Source organism: Streptomyces sp. NPDC059900, assembly GCF_050270335.1.
In the GTDB taxonomy this organism is placed as follows: Bacteria; Actinomycetota; Actinomycetes; order Streptomycetales; family Streptomycetaceae; genus Streptomyces.
Genome location: NZ_JBNNJZ010000152.1, coordinates 1 through 15,893, shown reverse-complemented (window position 1 = coordinate 15,893; position 15,893 = coordinate 1). Strand labels below are relative to the sequence as shown.

15 protein-coding genes and 2 tRNA genes are annotated in these 15,893 nt (G+C 69.1%); 8 read left to right on the top strand and 9 right to left on the bottom strand.

Annotated elements, in window-relative coordinates; translation table 11 throughout:
• Positions 1-324 precede the first annotated feature (324 nt).
• On the bottom strand, positions 325-1,203 hold the full coding sequence (locus ACQKIP_RS20960) for a hypothetical protein (protein WP_365861492.1): 879 nt from the start codon (positions 1,201-1,203) through the stop codon (positions 325-327).
• Positions 1,204-1,411: 208 nt separating this feature from the next.
• Here ACQKIP_RS20960 and ACQKIP_RS20955 point away from each other — a divergent pair, with 208 nt between their 5' ends.
• Together ACQKIP_RS20955 and ACQKIP_RS20950 are read left to right on the top strand one after the other, a co-directional pair.
• Positions 1,412-2,494, top strand: coding sequence for a Leu/Phe/Val dehydrogenase (locus tag ACQKIP_RS20955; RefSeq protein ID WP_365861491.1), 1,083 nt, complete (start codon positions 1,412-1,414; stop codon positions 2,492-2,494).
• Positions 2,495-2,784: 290 nt separating this feature from the next.
• On the top strand, positions 2,785-3,039 hold the full coding sequence (locus ACQKIP_RS20950) for a DUF3073 domain-containing protein (protein WP_365861490.1): 255 nt from the start codon (positions 2,785-2,787) through the stop codon (positions 3,037-3,039).
• A gap of 122 nt (positions 3,040-3,161) precedes the next feature.
• On the opposite strand, the gene purM is transcribed toward ACQKIP_RS20950, so the two are convergent.
• The gene (gene purM, locus ACQKIP_RS20945; RefSeq protein WP_365861488.1) at positions 3,162-4,229 is read right to left on the bottom strand and encodes a phosphoribosylformylglycinamidine cyclo-ligase; all 1,068 of its coding nucleotides are present in this window, start codon (positions 4,227-4,229) and stop codon (positions 3,162-3,164) included.
• Positions 4,230-4,264: 35 nt separating this feature from the next.
• Complete coding sequence (gene purF / locus ACQKIP_RS20940; protein WP_365861487.1) at positions 4,265-5,791, bottom strand: amidophosphoribosyltransferase; 1,527 nt, start codon at positions 5,789-5,791, stop codon at positions 4,265-4,267.
• A 163-nt stretch (positions 5,792-5,954) separates the two neighbouring features.
• On the opposite strand from purF, the gene ACQKIP_RS20935 reads away from it, so the two are divergent.
• From ACQKIP_RS20935 to ACQKIP_RS20925, 3 genes are all read left to right on the top strand, one after another.
• Entirely contained in the window at positions 5,955-6,056 is a 102-nt protein-coding gene (locus ACQKIP_RS20935) for a putative leader peptide (protein ID WP_365861486.1), read from the top strand.
• 210 nt (positions 6,057-6,266) lie between these two features.
• Positions 6,267-7,691 carry a sulfatase family protein gene (locus ACQKIP_RS20930; RefSeq protein ID WP_365861484.1) on the top strand — a complete coding sequence of 475 codons (1,425 nt, stop codon included), beginning with the start codon at positions 6,267-6,269 and terminating at the stop codon, positions 7,689-7,691.
• Between the two features lie 129 nt (positions 7,692-7,820).
• Complete coding sequence (locus ACQKIP_RS20925) at positions 7,821-9,167, top strand: hypothetical protein (RefSeq protein ID WP_365861483.1); 1,347 nt, start codon at positions 7,821-7,823, stop codon at positions 9,165-9,167.
• Here ACQKIP_RS20925 and ACQKIP_RS20920 read toward each other — a convergent pair.
• From ACQKIP_RS20920 to purS, 6 genes are all read right to left on the bottom strand, one after another.
• Positions 9,127-9,939 (bottom strand): META domain-containing protein, encoded by an 813-nt coding sequence (locus ACQKIP_RS20920; RefSeq protein ID WP_365861482.1) that lies wholly within the window; start codon positions 9,937-9,939, stop codon positions 9,127-9,129. The genes ACQKIP_RS20925 and ACQKIP_RS20920 overlap by 41 nt on opposite strands.
• Positions 9,940-10,011: 72 nt before the next feature.
• The gene (locus tag ACQKIP_RS20915) at positions 10,012-10,806 is read right to left on the bottom strand and encodes a maleylpyruvate isomerase family mycothiol-dependent enzyme (protein ID WP_365861480.1); all 795 of its coding nucleotides are present in this window, start codon (positions 10,804-10,806) and stop codon (positions 10,012-10,014) included.
• A 9-nt stretch (positions 10,807-10,815) separates the two neighbouring features.
• The gene (locus ACQKIP_RS20910) at positions 10,816-11,454 is read right to left on the bottom strand and encodes a TetR/AcrR family transcriptional regulator (RefSeq protein WP_365861479.1); all 639 of its coding nucleotides are present in this window, start codon (positions 11,452-11,454) and stop codon (positions 10,816-10,818) included.
• A 128-nt stretch (positions 11,455-11,582) separates the two neighbouring features.
• Positions 11,583-13,832, bottom strand: a complete 2,250-nt coding sequence (gene purL / locus ACQKIP_RS20905; protein ID WP_365861477.1) for a phosphoribosylformylglycinamidine synthase subunit PurL — start codon at positions 13,830-13,832, stop codon at positions 11,583-11,585.
• On the bottom strand, positions 13,832-14,512 hold the full coding sequence (purQ, locus tag ACQKIP_RS20900) for a phosphoribosylformylglycinamidine synthase subunit PurQ (RefSeq protein ID WP_365861476.1): 681 nt from the start codon (positions 14,510-14,512) through the stop codon (positions 13,832-13,834). The genes purL and purQ overlap by 1 nt, the downstream gene beginning before the upstream one ends.
• Positions 14,509-14,760: a phosphoribosylformylglycinamidine synthase subunit PurS gene (purS, locus tag ACQKIP_RS20895; RefSeq protein ID WP_135332092.1), complete on the bottom strand. Its 252-nt coding sequence runs from the start codon at positions 14,758-14,760 to the stop codon at positions 14,509-14,511. The genes purQ and purS overlap by 4 nt, the downstream gene beginning before the upstream one ends.
• A gap of 344 nt (positions 14,761-15,104) precedes the next feature.
• On the opposite strand from purS, the gene ACQKIP_RS20890 reads away from it, so the two are divergent.
• The 3 genes from ACQKIP_RS20890 to ACQKIP_RS20880 all read left to right on the top strand — a co-directional run bounded on the left by ACQKIP_RS20890 (position 15,105) and on the right by ACQKIP_RS20880 (position 15,806).
• Entirely contained in the window at positions 15,105-15,422 is a 318-nt protein-coding gene (locus ACQKIP_RS20890; RefSeq protein ID WP_344522189.1) for a histone-like nucleoid-structuring protein Lsr2, read from the top strand.
• 157 nt (positions 15,423-15,579) lie between these two features.
• Positions 15,580-15,651: transfer RNA gene (locus ACQKIP_RS20885), tRNA-Gly, on the top strand.
• Positions 15,652-15,730: 79 nt separating this feature from the next.
• Positions 15,731-15,806, top strand: a tRNA-Gly gene (locus ACQKIP_RS20880).
• Positions 15,807-15,893: the final 87 nt, after the last annotated feature.

Here is a 15,893-nt window from a genome sequence, read left to right as displayed (position 1 = left end):
GAAGCCGATGGACCATGCCATAGCGGACAGTGACGCCACAGTGACGATCAGTCACAGAGCGATCAGGAGTCAACAGACCCCCCATTAGCGTGCAATGCTGAGTATTCCGCCCAGACATGGACGGAAGGAGCCCTCCCCGGACTCCTTGTCCTATTTTGGCACGAGGGTGGGTGTTGGGCGCAAGGGCGCAGTAAGTGCGGTCCGTCACGCTTGACACAAAAGCCCGGATCGGGACCAACGTCCTGTGTAGGCGCCGCGTATGGATGACGGGACGCCTGACGGGACGAAGACTGCGGGATGACCTACGGACGGACCGGCTGACGCTCAGTTCGAGAACTGACGGTCCCGGACCGCCTTCCATCGCTCCATGAGCCTCGCATACGCCTCGCCGGCCCCCTCGCCGTCGCCGTCGCGCAGCGCCTCGATTCCTTCCGCGACATCCGCCGCCGAGTGGTCCTCGTCGAGCTGCTCCTCGGACAGGGCGTGCACGAGCCCGCCGTAGTCGAGCTCGACCAGGGAGCGCGGATGGAACTCCTCGAGCCACCGGCCCACGTCCATGAGCCCGTCGACGAGCGGCCCGTCGTCGATCGTGTCCCGCAGCGTCCTGAGCCCGCGGGCCACCCTGCGCCGCGCCTGCACCATCGGCGTGCGGTAGCGCAGAACGGGCGCGCAGGGCACCTCCTCGCCCGCCCCGCCCTCTTCGCGCCCCTTCTCGTACCCCTTCTCGAACTGACGCTCCTCGTCCGAGACGAGCACGAACCAGTTCAGCGGCACCTGCCACGTCGACGTACGGATCCAGGGGCGGGCGTCGGGGTTCCTGGCGAGCCACTGCTCGTAGTCCGCGGCCGTCTGGCGGCGCACCACCGGCGGCAGGACCGCGTCCAGGACCGGCGTCGGCAGCTGGCCCGGCAGCTCCCCCAGGGCCTGCCAGCCGCGCAGCCGGGTCCGCCAGGGGCAGACGCACACCACACCGTCGGCCTCCACCACGAACGCGTCGCTGCTCTCGTGCACCGGCACGGGGACGGGGGGTGTGGGCAGCAAGTCAGCCAGGGACCGCCGCAGTTCGTCCTGGTACGAGGGACGGTCGGCGCGACGCGCGTAGCGCGCCCAGTGGCCGCGCTCGGGTTCCGGGAAGGCGGCGAGCGGCTCATAAACGCGCAAGTAGGACGCGTACGGGACAACCAATGAAGACACCTTGGGCACGGCTGCTCCCTCCCCCGCCTACCGGCTGGAAAACACTGCAAATCGTGCCATGGCCGAACTCCATCGTGCTTCCAGCGCGACAGGAGAGGGTGATCCTCGGCACTGCGCGGTCAGCGGGTTCTCCCAGGCTCTAGTCTCATGCCCAACGGGCCCCGCCACCCGCACGGGCGCCCGCCTAACCGCCGCCACTTGACCGGGAGTCACCACCGTGACCGAAGCAGACAACGGCGTCCTGCACACCCTGTTCCACTCGGACCAGGGGGGCCATGAGCAAGTAGTGCTCTGCCAGGACCGTGCCAGCGGCCTCAAGGCCGTCATCGCCATCCACTCCACCGCCCTGGGCCCCGCCCTCGGCGGCACCCGCTTCTATCCGTACGCGAGCGAGGAAGCCGCCGTCGCGGACGCGCTGAACCTCGCGCGCGGGATGTCGTACAAGAACGCCATGGCCGGTCTCGACCACGGCGGCGGCAAGGCCGTGATCATCGGCGACCCGGAGCAGATCAAGAGCGAGGAGCTCCTGCTCGCCTACGGCCGCTTCGTGGCCTCGCTCGGCGGCCGCTACGTGACGGCGTGCGACGTCGGCACGTACGTCGCGGACATGGACGTCGTCGCGCGCGAATGCCGCTGGACGACGGGCCGCTCCCCCGAGAACGGCGGCGCGGGCGACTCGTCCGTGCTCACCGCCTTCGGTGTCTTCCAGGGCATGCGCGCCTCCGCCGACCACCTGTGGGGCGACCCGTCGCTGCGCGGGCGCAAGGTCGGTATCGCGGGCGTCGGCAAGGTCGGCCACCACCTCGTGGAGCACCTCCTTGCGGACGGCGCCGAGGTCGTGATCACCGATGTGCGCGAGGAGTCCGTGAACCGGATCACCCACAAGCACCCGTCCGTGACGGCCGTCGCCGACACCGAGGCGCTGATCCGGGTCGAGGGCCTGGACGTGTACGCCCCCTGCGCGCTCGGCGGCGCCCTGAACGACGACTCCGTGCCGGTGCTCACCGCGAAGGTGGTCTGCGGCGCTGCCAACAACCAGCTCGCGCACCCGGGCGTGGAGAAGGACCTCGCCGATCGCGGGATCCTCTACGCGCCCGACTACGTGGTGAACGCGGGCGGCGTGATCCAGGTCGCCGACGAGCTGCACGGCTTCGACTTCGACCGGTGCAAGGCGAAGGCGTCAAAGATCTTCGACACCACTCTTGCCATATTCGCTCGCGCAAAGACGGATGGTATTCCGCCGGCTGCCGCAGCCGACAGGATCGCCGAACAGCGGATGGCGGAGGCCCGTCGCCCCTGACCCCGTAAGCCCCCTCGGAGGGCCCCGCCGACGTGCGCGAGAGACAAGACTCACCCCCGTCGGCGGGTCGCCCGGCAAGAAGAGGTTAAAATCGCAGTTGACCAGCGAGGACAGGGCTCCTCGCGGGTTCTGCGCCGAGGCGCGTCCTGCGGGCGACGTACCGTATGGCCGCAGGAGCAGGTACCGTGGAAGCCCTACGGACCGGCCTCTCCACGGAGAGCCCGTTCCTGATCATGAACGCGTGTCAAGACTCTGGGGTCACCAAGCCCCATATCCGAGGGGGTCGAGCCATGGGGCGCGGCCGGGCAAAGGCCAAGCAGACGAAGGTCGCCCGCCAGCTGAAGTACAGCAGCGGCGGGACTGACCTCTCGCGTCTGGCCAATGAGCTGGGCGCTTCGACTTCGCAACAGCCGCCGAATGGCGAGCCGTTCGAGGACGACGACGAGGAAGACGACCCGTACGCCCAGTACGCGGATCTGTATAACGACGACGAGGACGACGACTCCGACGAGTCAGGTCCTTCGTCGCAGCGCCGCGGCGCTTGACCTCGTTGCATTCGCAGCACTTGCAGCATTCGCAGTTCTCGTAGCAACTGCACTTCACCCGGTCCGGGGTGGTCACCACACCGGACCGGGTTTTGTGCTGCTCTCGCGGGCAGCTCACCGGCCTACTCGGAGTAGTCACCGATCAGTGCCGCGCCCTCGGTGTGGTCGCCGCGCTCGGTGATCTCACCGGCGATCCAGGCGTCCACGCCGCGGTCCGCGAGGGTCGTGAGGGCCGCGTCCGCGGACTCCTCGGGGACGATCGCCATCATGCCGACGCCCATGTTCAGCGTCTTCTCCAGCTCCAGGCGCTCGACCTGACCGGCCTTGCCGACCACGTCGAAGATCGCGCCGGGCGTCCACGTCTCGCGGTCGACGATCGCGTGCAGGCCGTCCGGGATGACCCGGCCGAGGTTCGCCGCGAGGCCGCCGCCCGTGATGTGGCTGAAGGCGTGGACGTCCGTGGTGCGGGTGAGCGCCAGGCAGTCCAGGGAGTAGATCTTGGTGGGCTCCAGGAGCTCCTCGCCGAGCGTCCGGCCGAACTCCTCGACCTGGCGGTCCAGGGCCCAGCCCGCGCGGTCGAAGACCACGTGCCGGACGAGCGAGTACCCGTTCGAGTGAAGACCGGAGGACGCCATGGCGATCACCGCGTCACCCTTACGAATGCGATCGGGGCCGAGCACGCGGTCGGCCTCGACCGCGCCCGTTCCGGCGCCCGCGACGTCGAAGTCGTCCGGGCCGAGGAGGCCGGGGTGCTCGGCCGTCTCGCCACCGATGAGAGCGCAGCCCGCGAGCACACAGCCCTCGGCGATGCCCTTCACGATGGCCGCGACGCGCTCGGGGTGGACCTTGCCGACGCAGATGTAGTCGGTCATGAAGAGCGGCTCGGCGCCGCACACCACGATGTCGTCCATGACCATCGCGACCAGGTCGTGCCCGATGGTGTCGTACACGCCGAGCTGGCGGGCGATGTCGACCTTCGTGCCGACACCGTCGGTGGCGGAGGCGAGCAGGGGGCGCTCGAAGCGCTTGAGGGCGGAGGCGTCGAAGAGTCCGGCGAAGCCGCCGATGCCGCCGAGGACCTCGGGGCGCTTCGTCTTCTTCACCCACTCCTTCATCAGCTCGACGGCGCGGTCGCCCGCCTCGATGTCGACGCCCGCGGAGGCGTAGCTGGCACCAGTGGTCTCAGACATGTGGGGTGAGAACTTTCGTGTCGTTACTACGGGGCTTACGGGCGACGGATCGCGTCGGCCGCAGCGGTGGACGCCGGACCGGCGGCCAGCTCCGTCTCCAGGAGCTGCTTGCCGAGCAGCTCGGGGTCGGGCAGATCCATCGGGTACACGCCGTCGAAGCAGGCGCGGCAGAGGTTCGGCTTGTCGATGGTGGTGGCTTCGATCATGCCGTCGATGGAGATGTACGAGAGCGAGTCGGCGCCCATGGACGTGGCGATCTCGTCGATCGTCATGCCGTTGGCGATGAGCTCGGCGCGGGTGGCGAAGTCGATGCCGAAGAAGCAGGGCCACTTCACGGGCGGCGAGGAGATCCGGATGTGGATCTCGGCGGCGCCGGCCTCGCGGAGCATCTTGACCAGGGCGCGCTGGGTGTTGCCGCGCACGATCGAGTCGTCGACGACGACCAGGCGCTTGCCCTTGATGACTTCCTTGAGGGGGTTCAGCTTCAGCCGGATGCCGAGCTGGCGGATCGTCTGCGAGGGCTGGATGAAGGTCCGGCCCACATAGGCGTTCTTCACCAGACCGGCGCCGAAGGGGATGCCGGAGGCTTCCGCGTAACCGATCGCGGCGGGCGTTCCGGACTCCGGGGTCGCTATGACGAGGTCGGCCTCCACCGGGGCTTCCTCGGCGAGTTTCCGGCCCATTTCGACGCGCGAGAGGTAGACGTTCCGGCCGGCGATGTCGGTGTCGGGGCGCGCCAGATAGACGTACTCGAAGACACAGCCCTTGGGCTTCGCTTCCGCGAATCGGGACGTTCGCAGTCCGTTCTCGTCGACCGCGATGAACTCGCCGGGCTCAACCTCGCGGACGAAGCTGGCGCCGCAGATGTCGAGCGCCGCGGACTCCGACGCGACGACCCAGCCGCGCTCCAGGCGGCCGAGGACCAGCGGGCGGATGCCCTGCGGGTCACGCGCCGCGTACAGCGTGTGCTCGTTCATGAAGACGAGAGAGAAGGCGCCCTGGACGTCCGGGAGGACCTTGGTGGCGGCTTCTTCGATGGTCAGCGGCTTGCCGTCGTCGTCCACCTGGCCCGCGAGGAGAGCCGTCACCAGGTCGGTGTCGTTGGTCGCGGCGACCTGGGTCGCGCGGCCGTTCTCCTTGGGCAGGTCGGCGACCAGCTCGGCGAGCTGCGCCGTGTTGACGAGGTTGCCGTTGTGCCCGAGCGCGATGGAGCCGTGCGCGGTGGCACGGAACGTCGGCTGGGCGTTCTCCCATACGGAGGCTCCGGTGGTCGAGTAGCGGGCGTGACCGACCGCGATATGACCCTGGAGCGAGCTGAGAGAGGTTTCGTCGAAGACCTGGGAGACGAGCCCCATGTCCTTGAAGACAAGGATCTGGGAACCGTTGCTGACCGCGATTCCCGCGGACTCCTGGCCTCGGTGTTGAAGGGCGTACAGCCCGAAGTATGTGAGCTTGGCGACCTCTTCACCCGGAGCCCAGACACCGAAGACGCCGCAAGCGTCCTGGGGGCCCTTCTCGCCGGGGAGCAGATCATGATTGAGTCGACCGTCACCACGTGGCACGACATCGAGTGTAGGCGAGATCGACCACTGGTCCGAATTGGGGATACGGGCCCCGCACGGAGCGTGATGACACCACCGGGGCGTACGTGGAGTGCTACGCCCTTGTGAACAGGTGAGCGGAAGCGTTGACAGGGGCGCGCGGGTCCCGTGAAGCTCCTGGTCCATGCCCCTGCCGCCCCTCGGTGACCCCTCGGCCACCCTTGTGGAGCGCCGCCACGTCGACCTGGTCCGTGTCGCGAGCGCCATCTGTTGCGACGGCGCCTGAACAGAGCCGCGGAGCACCTCGGCAACCGTTACCTCTCCCCCCCCTGGCGCGCCTGAAGTCCGATGCGCCGATTTCCGTTCGTCGCTGCCCGACCGGCCTCTCGCCGGTCGCAGCCGCCTGCCGACGCGCCGCGGGCGGCACGCCGCTGCACGGCAGGCGTGCAGGCGTGGTGGGTGGGGGGATTCATCCCCGTTTCATCCTGGAGAAGCAGTGACTTCGTACGAGCCCTCTCTGTCCCGGCGTACCTTCAGCGGCGCCATCGGTGCCGGCGCGGCAGCGGCGGTCGGTCTTTCCGCCGGGGACGCCCACGGCCGGACGCCGGTCGAGCGCCCCTTCCGTGCCGTCCCTCGCAGAGGTACACGGCGGCCGAACATTCTGTTCATCCTCGGCGACGACCTGGGCTGGGCCGACCTCTCCTCGTACGGGTCGCCGCACATCAAGACCCCGAACCTGGACCGCCTGGCCCGCCAGGGCGTGCGGTTCACCGACGCCTACGCCGGGTCCGCGACCTGCTCGCCGACCCGCTTCAGCCTCTACACGGGGCGCTATCCGGGGCGTACGAAGGGCGGGCTCGCGGAGCCGATCGCGGACAAGTCGGCCGGCCTGGAGCCGACGCATCCCACGCTGGCCTCGCTCCTGAAGGACGCCGGGTACTCGACCGCGCTCATCGGGAAGTGGCACTGCGGGTATTTGCCGGACTACTCGCCCACGAAGTCGGGCTGGGACGAGTTCTTCGGGAACTTCGGCGGGGCTCTTGAGTACTACTCGAAGCTGGGGCTCGGCGGGGAGTACGACCTCTACGCGGGCGACGTCCGGGAGGGCGACGCGGAGTACAAAGACCTGCGCTATTACACGCGGATCCTGACCGAGCGGGCGAGCGAGTACGTGCGGCGGGACCACGGGGACAAGCCCTGGCTGCTCAATCTGAACTTCACGACGCCGCACTGGCCGTGGATAGCCGACGGGGACACCGAGGAGAGCGCCGAGATCGTACGGCGGATCAAGGCGGGCGAGAAGGGCGCGCTCTGGCACCAGGACGGCGGCTCCGTGGAGAAGTACACGGAGATGGTGGAAGACCTGGACCGGTCGGTCGGCGAGGTGCTCAAGGCCCTGAAGAAGTCCGGGCAGGAGAAGGACACCCTGGTCTTCTTCGCCTCCGACAACGGCGGCGAGCGCTTCTCGTACAACTGGCCTCTCTCCGGCAACAAGTCCTCGCTCCAGGAGGGCGGTATCCGCGTGCCGACCATCGTGCGCTGGCCCGCGCGGCTCGACGGCGGGCAGGTCAGCCACGAGCCCGTGTTCACCCCGGACTGGACGGCGACGCTCCTGGAGATCGGCGGGGCCAGGCCGCATCCCGCGTACGAGCTCGACGGGACCAGCCTCGCGCCCTATCTCCTGAAGGGCGAGAAGCTCGCCGAGCGGGAGCTGTTCTGGCGGGTGCGCGGGGAGCGTGCGCTGCGGCGCGGCGACTGGAAGTACTACCGGGGCAAGGGCGGCAAGGACCAGCTCTTCGACCTCGCCGCGGATCAGCGGGAGCAGGCCGACCGGGCGCCGGACGAGCCGAAGCTGCTCGCCGAGCTGAAGGCGGCCTGGGAGAAGACGGACAAGGAGCTGCTGCCTTACCCCGCTGCCTGAACTGAGCCTTAAGCGCGGCCTAAGAAGCCCTCCGAGGGGTTCGCGCGGACCGATGTGATCGCTAGCGTGCCTCGCGCGCGCCCCAGTTGATCTCCAGGTCCGCGCGATCCCCCACCCGGAAGGTCCCCCATGAAGCCGTCCCCGCGCCTCTGCCTCGTTCCGGCCGCCGTGGCAGCCGCCCTGACCGCTGCCGCCGCCGCGCCCGCGCCCGCCGCCGACGAACCGGAGCGGCGCGTCCAGGTCGCCATGGTCAACTTCACGGACAGCCGGATCCCGGACGCGGGCAAGCTCGAAACCGCCCTGAAGGACAACTACTTCGGTGCCAAAGGCTCCCTGACCTCGTACTACAACGAGGTCACCGGCGGGGCGACCACCTTCAAGGCCGCCGAGGGCGACGGCGTCACCGGGCCCGTCGACATCGATCTCGCGGCCACCGGCTGCGACACCGGCAAGATCAACGACCTGACGCGCAAGGCACTGGCCGCGAAGGGCGTCCCCGAGGACAGCTACGACCATCTGTCGCTCGTCTTCCCCTCGGAGAAGGCCGGCTGCGACTGGCTCGCGCTCGGCACCGTCGGCGGCGGCACCACCTGGATGCCGATCGGCGCCGACGCCAAGATGTCGATGACGGCCCTGGTCCACGAGTTCGGCCACAACTTCGGCTACAGCCACCACATGCGCCTGCGCTGCCCCGACGGCGACCTCGGCGAGGGCTGCAAGGAGGACGGCACCAGCCACAAGACCCCGATGGGCGGCGGCGGTTGGGAGGCCGGGCTCACCTCGCCCGAGCTCCTGCACAACAAGTGGCTGACGGGCGGCGAAGTGGCGAAGCCCGACAAGTCGGCGACCTACACCCTGCGCCCGCTGTACGGGAACGGCAGCGGGGTCCGTGCCGTCGACATCCCGCTGGGCGACGACCGCCTGGTCGTGGAGCTGCGGCACGAGTCGGGCACCCTCGACGGCGAGATCCAGGGCGTGCACGCCTACCGGGTGCCGGACGGGGACTACGCGAAGTCGGCGCTCGTCGACCCGACCCCGGACGCCGACGAGTCCACCGGCGGCGACGCCCCGGCCGACGCGGACGCGCTGGGGGCGGGGGCGAAGCTGACGGACAAGGCCCGCAAGGTCGAGGTCGAGGTCGTGAAGGCGGGCGCCGAAACGGCGACGGTGAAGGTGAGCCTGGACGGGGTGGCGGCCCCGGCGAAGGCAGCGAAGCCTGCGGAGGCCGCCGGGCCCGTACAGGACGAGCCCGCCGACGCCGCACCGGAGAAGGCCGCCGAGGCCCCCGCCGACGCGCGCCCCGCGGGCAACTCCACCGAACTCGCCGAGACCGGCGGCGATTCCGACACCACGCTCGCCTACTCCGTCGGCGGCGGCCTGCTGCTCGCCTTCGGCGGCGCGTTCCTGCTGAAGTCCCGCACCCGCCGGTCCGCCGCTACTTCTGCTTCTCCTGCTTCAGGTCGGCATTCGCGCTGACGACCGTGCCGTCCTCGGCGGTGAGCGAGAGCCCGTCGTGGCTCAGCCGGTAGCTCACCTTGCCGTCGAACAGCTTGAGGAGCTTCTTCTCGGTCTCCCCCTCGGCCCCCTGGCACATCATCCGGGTGGTCCGGGGGGCGCCGAGGGTGATCTGCCCGTCCTTCACCTCGGCCTTGGCGGTGACGCTGTTGCAGCCGAGCTTGCCGCGGACCGTGCCGTCCTTGCCGAAGGTCAGATGGGCCTTGCCGTCCACTTCCTTCGGCAGGGGGGCCACGGCCTCGCGGTCACCAACGGCGTTCACGTTCCACTTCGTGCCCGTCAGCGGGGCGTCCGGCTTCGAGGTGAGGGACACGCGGTCTCCCTTGTCCGTGGTGAGCGTCAGCTTGTCGCCGTCGACCGCGGCCTTCAGCTCACCCTTGGCGATGGTGCCCTTGAGGGCATCCTCGAAGTCCAGCTTGTCGCAGCCCCTCTTGGTGGAGAGGGCGTTGGCGAAGTCGACGGAGTCGCCGTCCATCGAGACGTCCGCGGTGAAGCCGTTGCAGCCGTAGTTGCCCTCGGCCTTGCCCTTGTCGCCGATCTTTACGTACGCATCGCCCGGGGCCTGCTGCTTCTTGCCGTTCACCGTGACGCTCTCGACGCTCCAGTGGACGCCGGTGAGGTTCGGCCGGGACCCGACGGACCCGCTGCCGGATCCGGTCTCGGTGCCGCACGCGGTGAGCATGCCCGCGGCGGCCAGGGCCATGACGGTCGGAGTCAGTCGTTGCTTCTGCATGCCGCTGTGACGGGGCAAGTGGGTGATCTGGTTCCCCTCGGCCCGCGAAGCAGCCGTTCCAAGGGCCCCCGGCTAGCTCATGACCGGCAGCAGCCCCGCCAGATCCGCCCGCTCCCCGCTCGCACTGACCTTCGCCCCGTCCAGGGCCGTCTTCCAGTCCGTACGCCCGGTCGCGAGGCGGATCCAGGTCAGCGGGTCGGTCTCGACGACGTTCGGCGGGGTGCCGCGGGTGTGCCGGGGGCCTTCCACGCACTGGACCACGGCGAACGGCGGGACCCTGACCTCGACGGCACCGCCGGGCGCCTTCACCGCGAGGGCGTCGGCGAGCAGCCGGGTGCAGGCGGCCAGGGCCTGGCGGTCGTACGGGACGTCAAGGCCCGGCACCGCGTCGTTCAGGTCGTCGGTGTGCACGATGAGTTCGACGGTCCGGGTGACCAGGAAGTCGTCCAGGGTCATCGCGCCGAACCGCGTGGGCATGAGCCGCCCCTGCGTCAGGCCGGGCAGCGCCTCCTCGAACTCGGCGAGCGTGCGCGCGTACAGCCCGGGCAGGTCCTCCTGCGCGGCGAAGGCACGCGACGCCTCGTCGACCTGCCGGGCGGCCGAAGCGGTCGCGGACGGCCAGTCGAGCAGCGCCACTTCACGGGCGGCGGGCTCCGGCATGGCGAGGAAGCGGGTGGCGCCGCCGAGCGCCATCGTCAGGTGCGCGGCCAGTTCGCGGACGGTCCAGTCGCCGAGCCGGGTCGGCAGGGCGAGCTGCCCGGGCTCCAGGGCGCCGACCGCTTCTCGTACGTTGCCGAACTGGGCGAGCACGGCGGTGCGGATCTTGGCGGGGTCGTACGAACGGGTGCGCTTCTTGGCCGGTGGCATGGGCCGAGCCTAATTCTTCCCGGGGTAGCCCCGGAGACCCATTTCCACCTGGTCGAAGACGCGCTCGGCGGAGGCGGCACAGTCCTTGGCGATCTCCTCCAGCGGGTCGCCTTCGAGGGTGCGCCGGTGGTTCTCGACGACGAGCGCGTTGCGGGCGCCGATCAGCTGCGATGCGGCGACCCGGGCCAGGAGCATGTCGCCCGTCTCCTCGGCGAGGGCGTCCGCGAGGAGCTGGACGCTGCGCATGTGGAAGCCCACCATGCGGTGCGCGAGGGTCGGCGTCTCGCTGATGAGCTGGCGCACCTTGAGAGCGCGCGGGTCGCCGGCGAGGCCGATCGAGGGGTCACGGCCGTTGATCTGCGCCAGGAACTGCCCGCGCAGCGCGGTGACCGCGGACTGTCCGGGCTGTCGCTCGCGCACCGCGCGGGCCGCGTCGCCGACGTGCTCCTCCATGGGGCTGACGATGACGCCTTCCTTGGTGCCGAAGTAGTTGAAGACGGTCATCTTCGACACTTCGGCGGCCTCGGCGATCTCCGCCACGGAGACATGGTCGAAGCCACGCTCCGAGCAGAGGTCCACCGCCGCCCGCCAGATCCGTGAGGCCGTCTGCTTCTTCTTGCGCGCACGCAGCCCCAGCTCGTCAGTCATGCAGGTCACGGTACCGGGGCGGCTTCTTCCCCGGCCGTGAGCGTGACGAAGCCCCCGTCCGGATCAGCAGACCGGACGGGGGCTTCGCGGGTGGATCAGAATCGGATCAGAGGCGGATCAGCGACGGATCAGGCGAAGAGCCCCGGAAGGGTCCCCTCGTACGCCTCGCGGATGTCGCCCAGCGGCAGCGTGAACTCGCCCTGGAGCTCCACCGCGTCACCGTCGACCACACCGACGCGCGTCACGGGAAGACCCCGCGCCCCGCACATGTCGGTGAAGCGCAGCTCCTCGGAGCGGGGGACGGAGACGACCGCGCGCCCCGCCGACTCGCTGAACAGCAGGGTGAACGCGTCGAGACCGTCCGGGACGACCAGGCGCGCGCCCTTCCCGCCGCGCAGGCACGACTCGGCGACGGCCTGCGCGAGACCGCCGTCCGACAGGTCGTGCGCGGCGTCGATCATGCCGTCGCGCGAGGCCGAGATGAGGATCTCGGCGAGCAGCCGCTCGCGCTCCAGGTCGACCTTCGGGGGAAGCCCGCCGAGGTGGTCGTGGACGACCTGCGACCAGGCCGAGCCGCCGAACTCCTCGCTGGTGTCGCCCAGGAGGTAGAGCAGCTGGCCCTCCTTGGCGAACGCGATCGGCGTGCGGCGCGCGACGTCGTCGATCACACCGAGCACCGAGACGACGGGCGTCGGGTGGATCGCCGCCTCGCCGGTCTGGTTGTAGAGCGAGACGTTGCCGCCGGTCACCGGGGTGCCCAGGATCTGGCAGGCGTCGGCGAGACCGCGGGTGGTCTCGGCGAACTGCCACATGACGTCCGGGTCCTCGGGCGAACCGAAGTTCAGGCAGTCCGAGACGGCGAGCGGCCGGGCACCCGTCGCGGCGACGTTGCGGTACGCCTCCGACAGGGCGAGCTGGGCGCCCGCGTACGGGTCGAGCTTCGAGTAGCGGCCGTTGCCGTCGTTGGCGAGGGCGACACCGAGGCCGGACTCCTCGTCGATACGGACCATGCCGGAGTCCTCGGGCTGCGCGAGCACCGTGTTGCCCTGCACGAAACGGTCGTACTGATCCGTCACCCACGCCTTGGATGCCTGGTTCGGCGAGGCGACGACCGCGAGGACCTGCTCGCGCAGTTCGTCCGAAGTCGCCGGGCGGGCCAGCTTGTTGGCGTCGTCCGCCTGGAGGGCGTCCTGCCACTTCGGCCGGGCGTAGGGGCGCTCGTAGACCGGGCCGTCGTGGGCGACGGTGCGCGGGTCGAGGTCGACGATCTTCTCGCCGTGCCAGAAGATCTCCAGGCGGTCGCCGTCGGTCACCTCACCGACGACGGTGGCGATGACGTCCCACTTCTCGCAGATCGCGAGGAAGCGCTCGACCTTGTCGGGCTCGACGACCGCGCACATGCGCTCCTGCGACTCGCTCATGAGGATTTCCTCGGGAGTGAGCGTGGAGTCGCGAAGCGGTACGTCGTCGAGCTCGACGCGCATGCCGCCGGAGCCGTTCGACGCCAGCTCGGAGGTCGCGCAGGAGAGGCCTGCGGCACCGAGGTCCTGGATGCCGACGACCAGCTTCTCGGCGAAGGCCTCCAGGGTGCACTCGATGAGGAGCTTCTCCTGGAAGGGGTCGCCGACCTGCACGGCGGGACGCTTCGACGGCTTGGTGTCGTCGAAGGTCTCGGAGGCGAGGATCGAGGCGCCGCCGATGCCGTCGCCGCCGGTCCGGGCCCCGTAGAGGATGACCTTGTTGCCGGGGCCGCTGGCCTTCGCGAGGTGGATGTCCTCGTGCCGCATGACGCCGATGGCACCGGCGTTGACCAGCGGGTTGCCCTGGTAGCAGGCGTCGAAGACGAGCTCGCCGCCGATGTTGGGCAGGCCCAGGCAGTTGCCGTAGCCACCGATGCCCGCGACGACGCCGGGCAGGACGCGCCGGGTGTCGGGGTGGTCGGCGGCGCCCATCCGCAGCGGGTCCACGACCGCGACCGGGCGGGCGCCCATCGCGATGATGTCGCGGACGATGCCGCCGACACCGGTGGCCGCGCCCTGGTAGGGCTCGACGTAGGACGGGTGGTTGTGCGACTCGACCTTGAAGGTGACCGCGTAACCGTTGCCGACGTCGACGACGCCGGCGTTCTCGCCGATGCCGACGAGCATCGCGTCGTTCTCGGGGGCCTTCTCGCCGAACTGGCGCAGGTGGACCTTGCTGCTCTTGTACGAGCAGTGCTCGGACCACATGACGGAGTACATGGCGAGTTCGGCGCCGGTGGGCCGGCGCCCCAGGATCTCGCGTACGCGGGCGTACTCGTCTTCCTTCAGGCCCAGTTCGGCCCAGGGAAGCTTGACCTCGGGGGTCTCGGCGGCGTGCTTGACGGTGTCCAGAGTCATCAGACGTTGACCAGCTTCTTCAGGATCGAGGTGAAGAATCCCAGACCGTCGGTGCCACCGGTCCCGATCAGCGGCTCGACGGCGTGCTCGGGGTGCGGCATGAGGCCGACGACGTTGCCCGCGGCGTTCGAGACACCGGCGATGTCGCGCAGCGAACCGTTCGGGTTCACGTCCAAGTAGCGGAAGACGACCCGCCCCTCGGCCTCCAGCATGTCCAGGGTCCGCTCATCGGCGACGTAGCGGCCGTCGATGTTCTTCAGCGGTACGGAGATTTCCTGACCGGCTTCGTAGTCGGCGGTCCAGGCGGTGCCGGACGTCTCCACGCGCAGCTTCTGGTCGCGGCAGATGAAGTGCAGGTGGTTGTTCTTCAGCATCGCGCCGGGCAGCAGGTGCGACTCGGTGAGCACCTGGAAGCCGTTGCAGATACCGAGAACCGGCATACCGGCCTTCGCCTGCTCGATGACCGACTCCATGACCGGCGAAAACCGTGAAATGGCCCCGGCCCGCAGATAGTCGCCGTACGAGAATCCGCCGGGAAGCACCACGGCGTCGACCTGCTTCAGGTCCTTGTCCCGGTGCCAGAGCGGCACGGCTTCGGCGCCGGCGACGCGGACGGCGCGCTGGGTGTCGCGGTCGTCGAGCGTTCCGGGGAAAGTGACGACTCCGATTCGAGCAGTCACTTCTCTTCCTCCACCTTTACGAAGAAGTCTTCGATCACGGTGTTGGCGAGGAAGGTTTCCGCCATCTCGTGGATACGGGCGAGGGCGGCGTCATCGACGGGCCCGTCCACCTCGAGTTCGAAGCGCTTTCCCTGACGTACGTCGGCGATCCCCTTGAATCCGAGGCGCGGCAGTGCACGCTGCACCGCCTGGCCCTGGGGGTCGAGGATCTCCGGCTTGAGCATGACGTCGACTACGACGCGTGCCACTGGCACTCCCGGTGTGTGGTGCTGGCTGAGCGGTCCCTTCAGACTACCCGCACAAAAATTCTACTCGCGTAGATTCGTAGAAACCTACGTGAGGACGGTCACGTTCCGACTCATACTCACGTATCGAACGGGGCACCTTCGCGAAAAATCCAGGAAAAGATCACGCAACCCCATTGCGTCCGGACACGCGGGCGGATTTAGTCGGGCTTCACAATGCAATGCCAGGCACTGTACAAAGGAAATGGCATTAGCCGATGCTTTGCACATAACAGTGCTCATAACAGCCGGACAGTCGGCATCACCGCACGTCAACGCGGTAGAGCCGCACGAAGGGACCGATATTCGTGGCGCAGCGTGTCGTGGTCACTCTCTCTGACGACATCGACGGCGGGGATGCGGCGGAGACGATCGCCTTCGGTCTTGACGGCAAGTCGTACGAGATCGACCTCAATCAAACCAACGCCAAGAAACTGCGCAAGGCACTTGCCCCGTACCTGGACGCGGCCCGCAAGCAGTCGAAGTCCGGCAAGGCCTTCAAGCACACGACGGTGGCGGCGAACCCGGCGGCGGTCCGCGCCTGGGCCCGCTCGCACCAGATGGACGTGCCGCCGCGCGGGCGCATCCCCAAGAAGGTCTACGAGGCCTTCGAAGCGGCGAACTGACGCCGGACCACCGGCGCAGGGCCGCCCCGCCGGCCTCGGCGGGACCCCCGCCGGGGCGGCCCCTCGGCAACCGACTTGACCTGCACCCCCGCTGGTCGGCTAGAGTTTGGAACACGCCGAGGGGCAAGGCCGAAAGGCCCGAACCTCACGGAGTCTTGCGGGTGTAGTTCAGTAGTAGAACATCCCCCTTCCAGGGGGAAGGCGCAGTGTGCAATTCCTGTCACCCGCTCTGCATCGCCGACCAGCCACTCTTTCGAGTGCGGTAGGCTGATGCCCGCGCCGATCAGTGAAAGCTGGTCGGAGGCAATGCGAACGTAGCTCAGTTGGTAGAGCGCAACCTTGCCAAGGTTGAGGTCGCGAGTTCGAACCTCGTCGTTCGCTCCAGAGAAGAAGGCCCCGGTCATCGCGACCGGGGCCATATTAGTGTCTACCCCGCTTCTGACATTTGTGATTCGTGCCGGTGACAGGGCG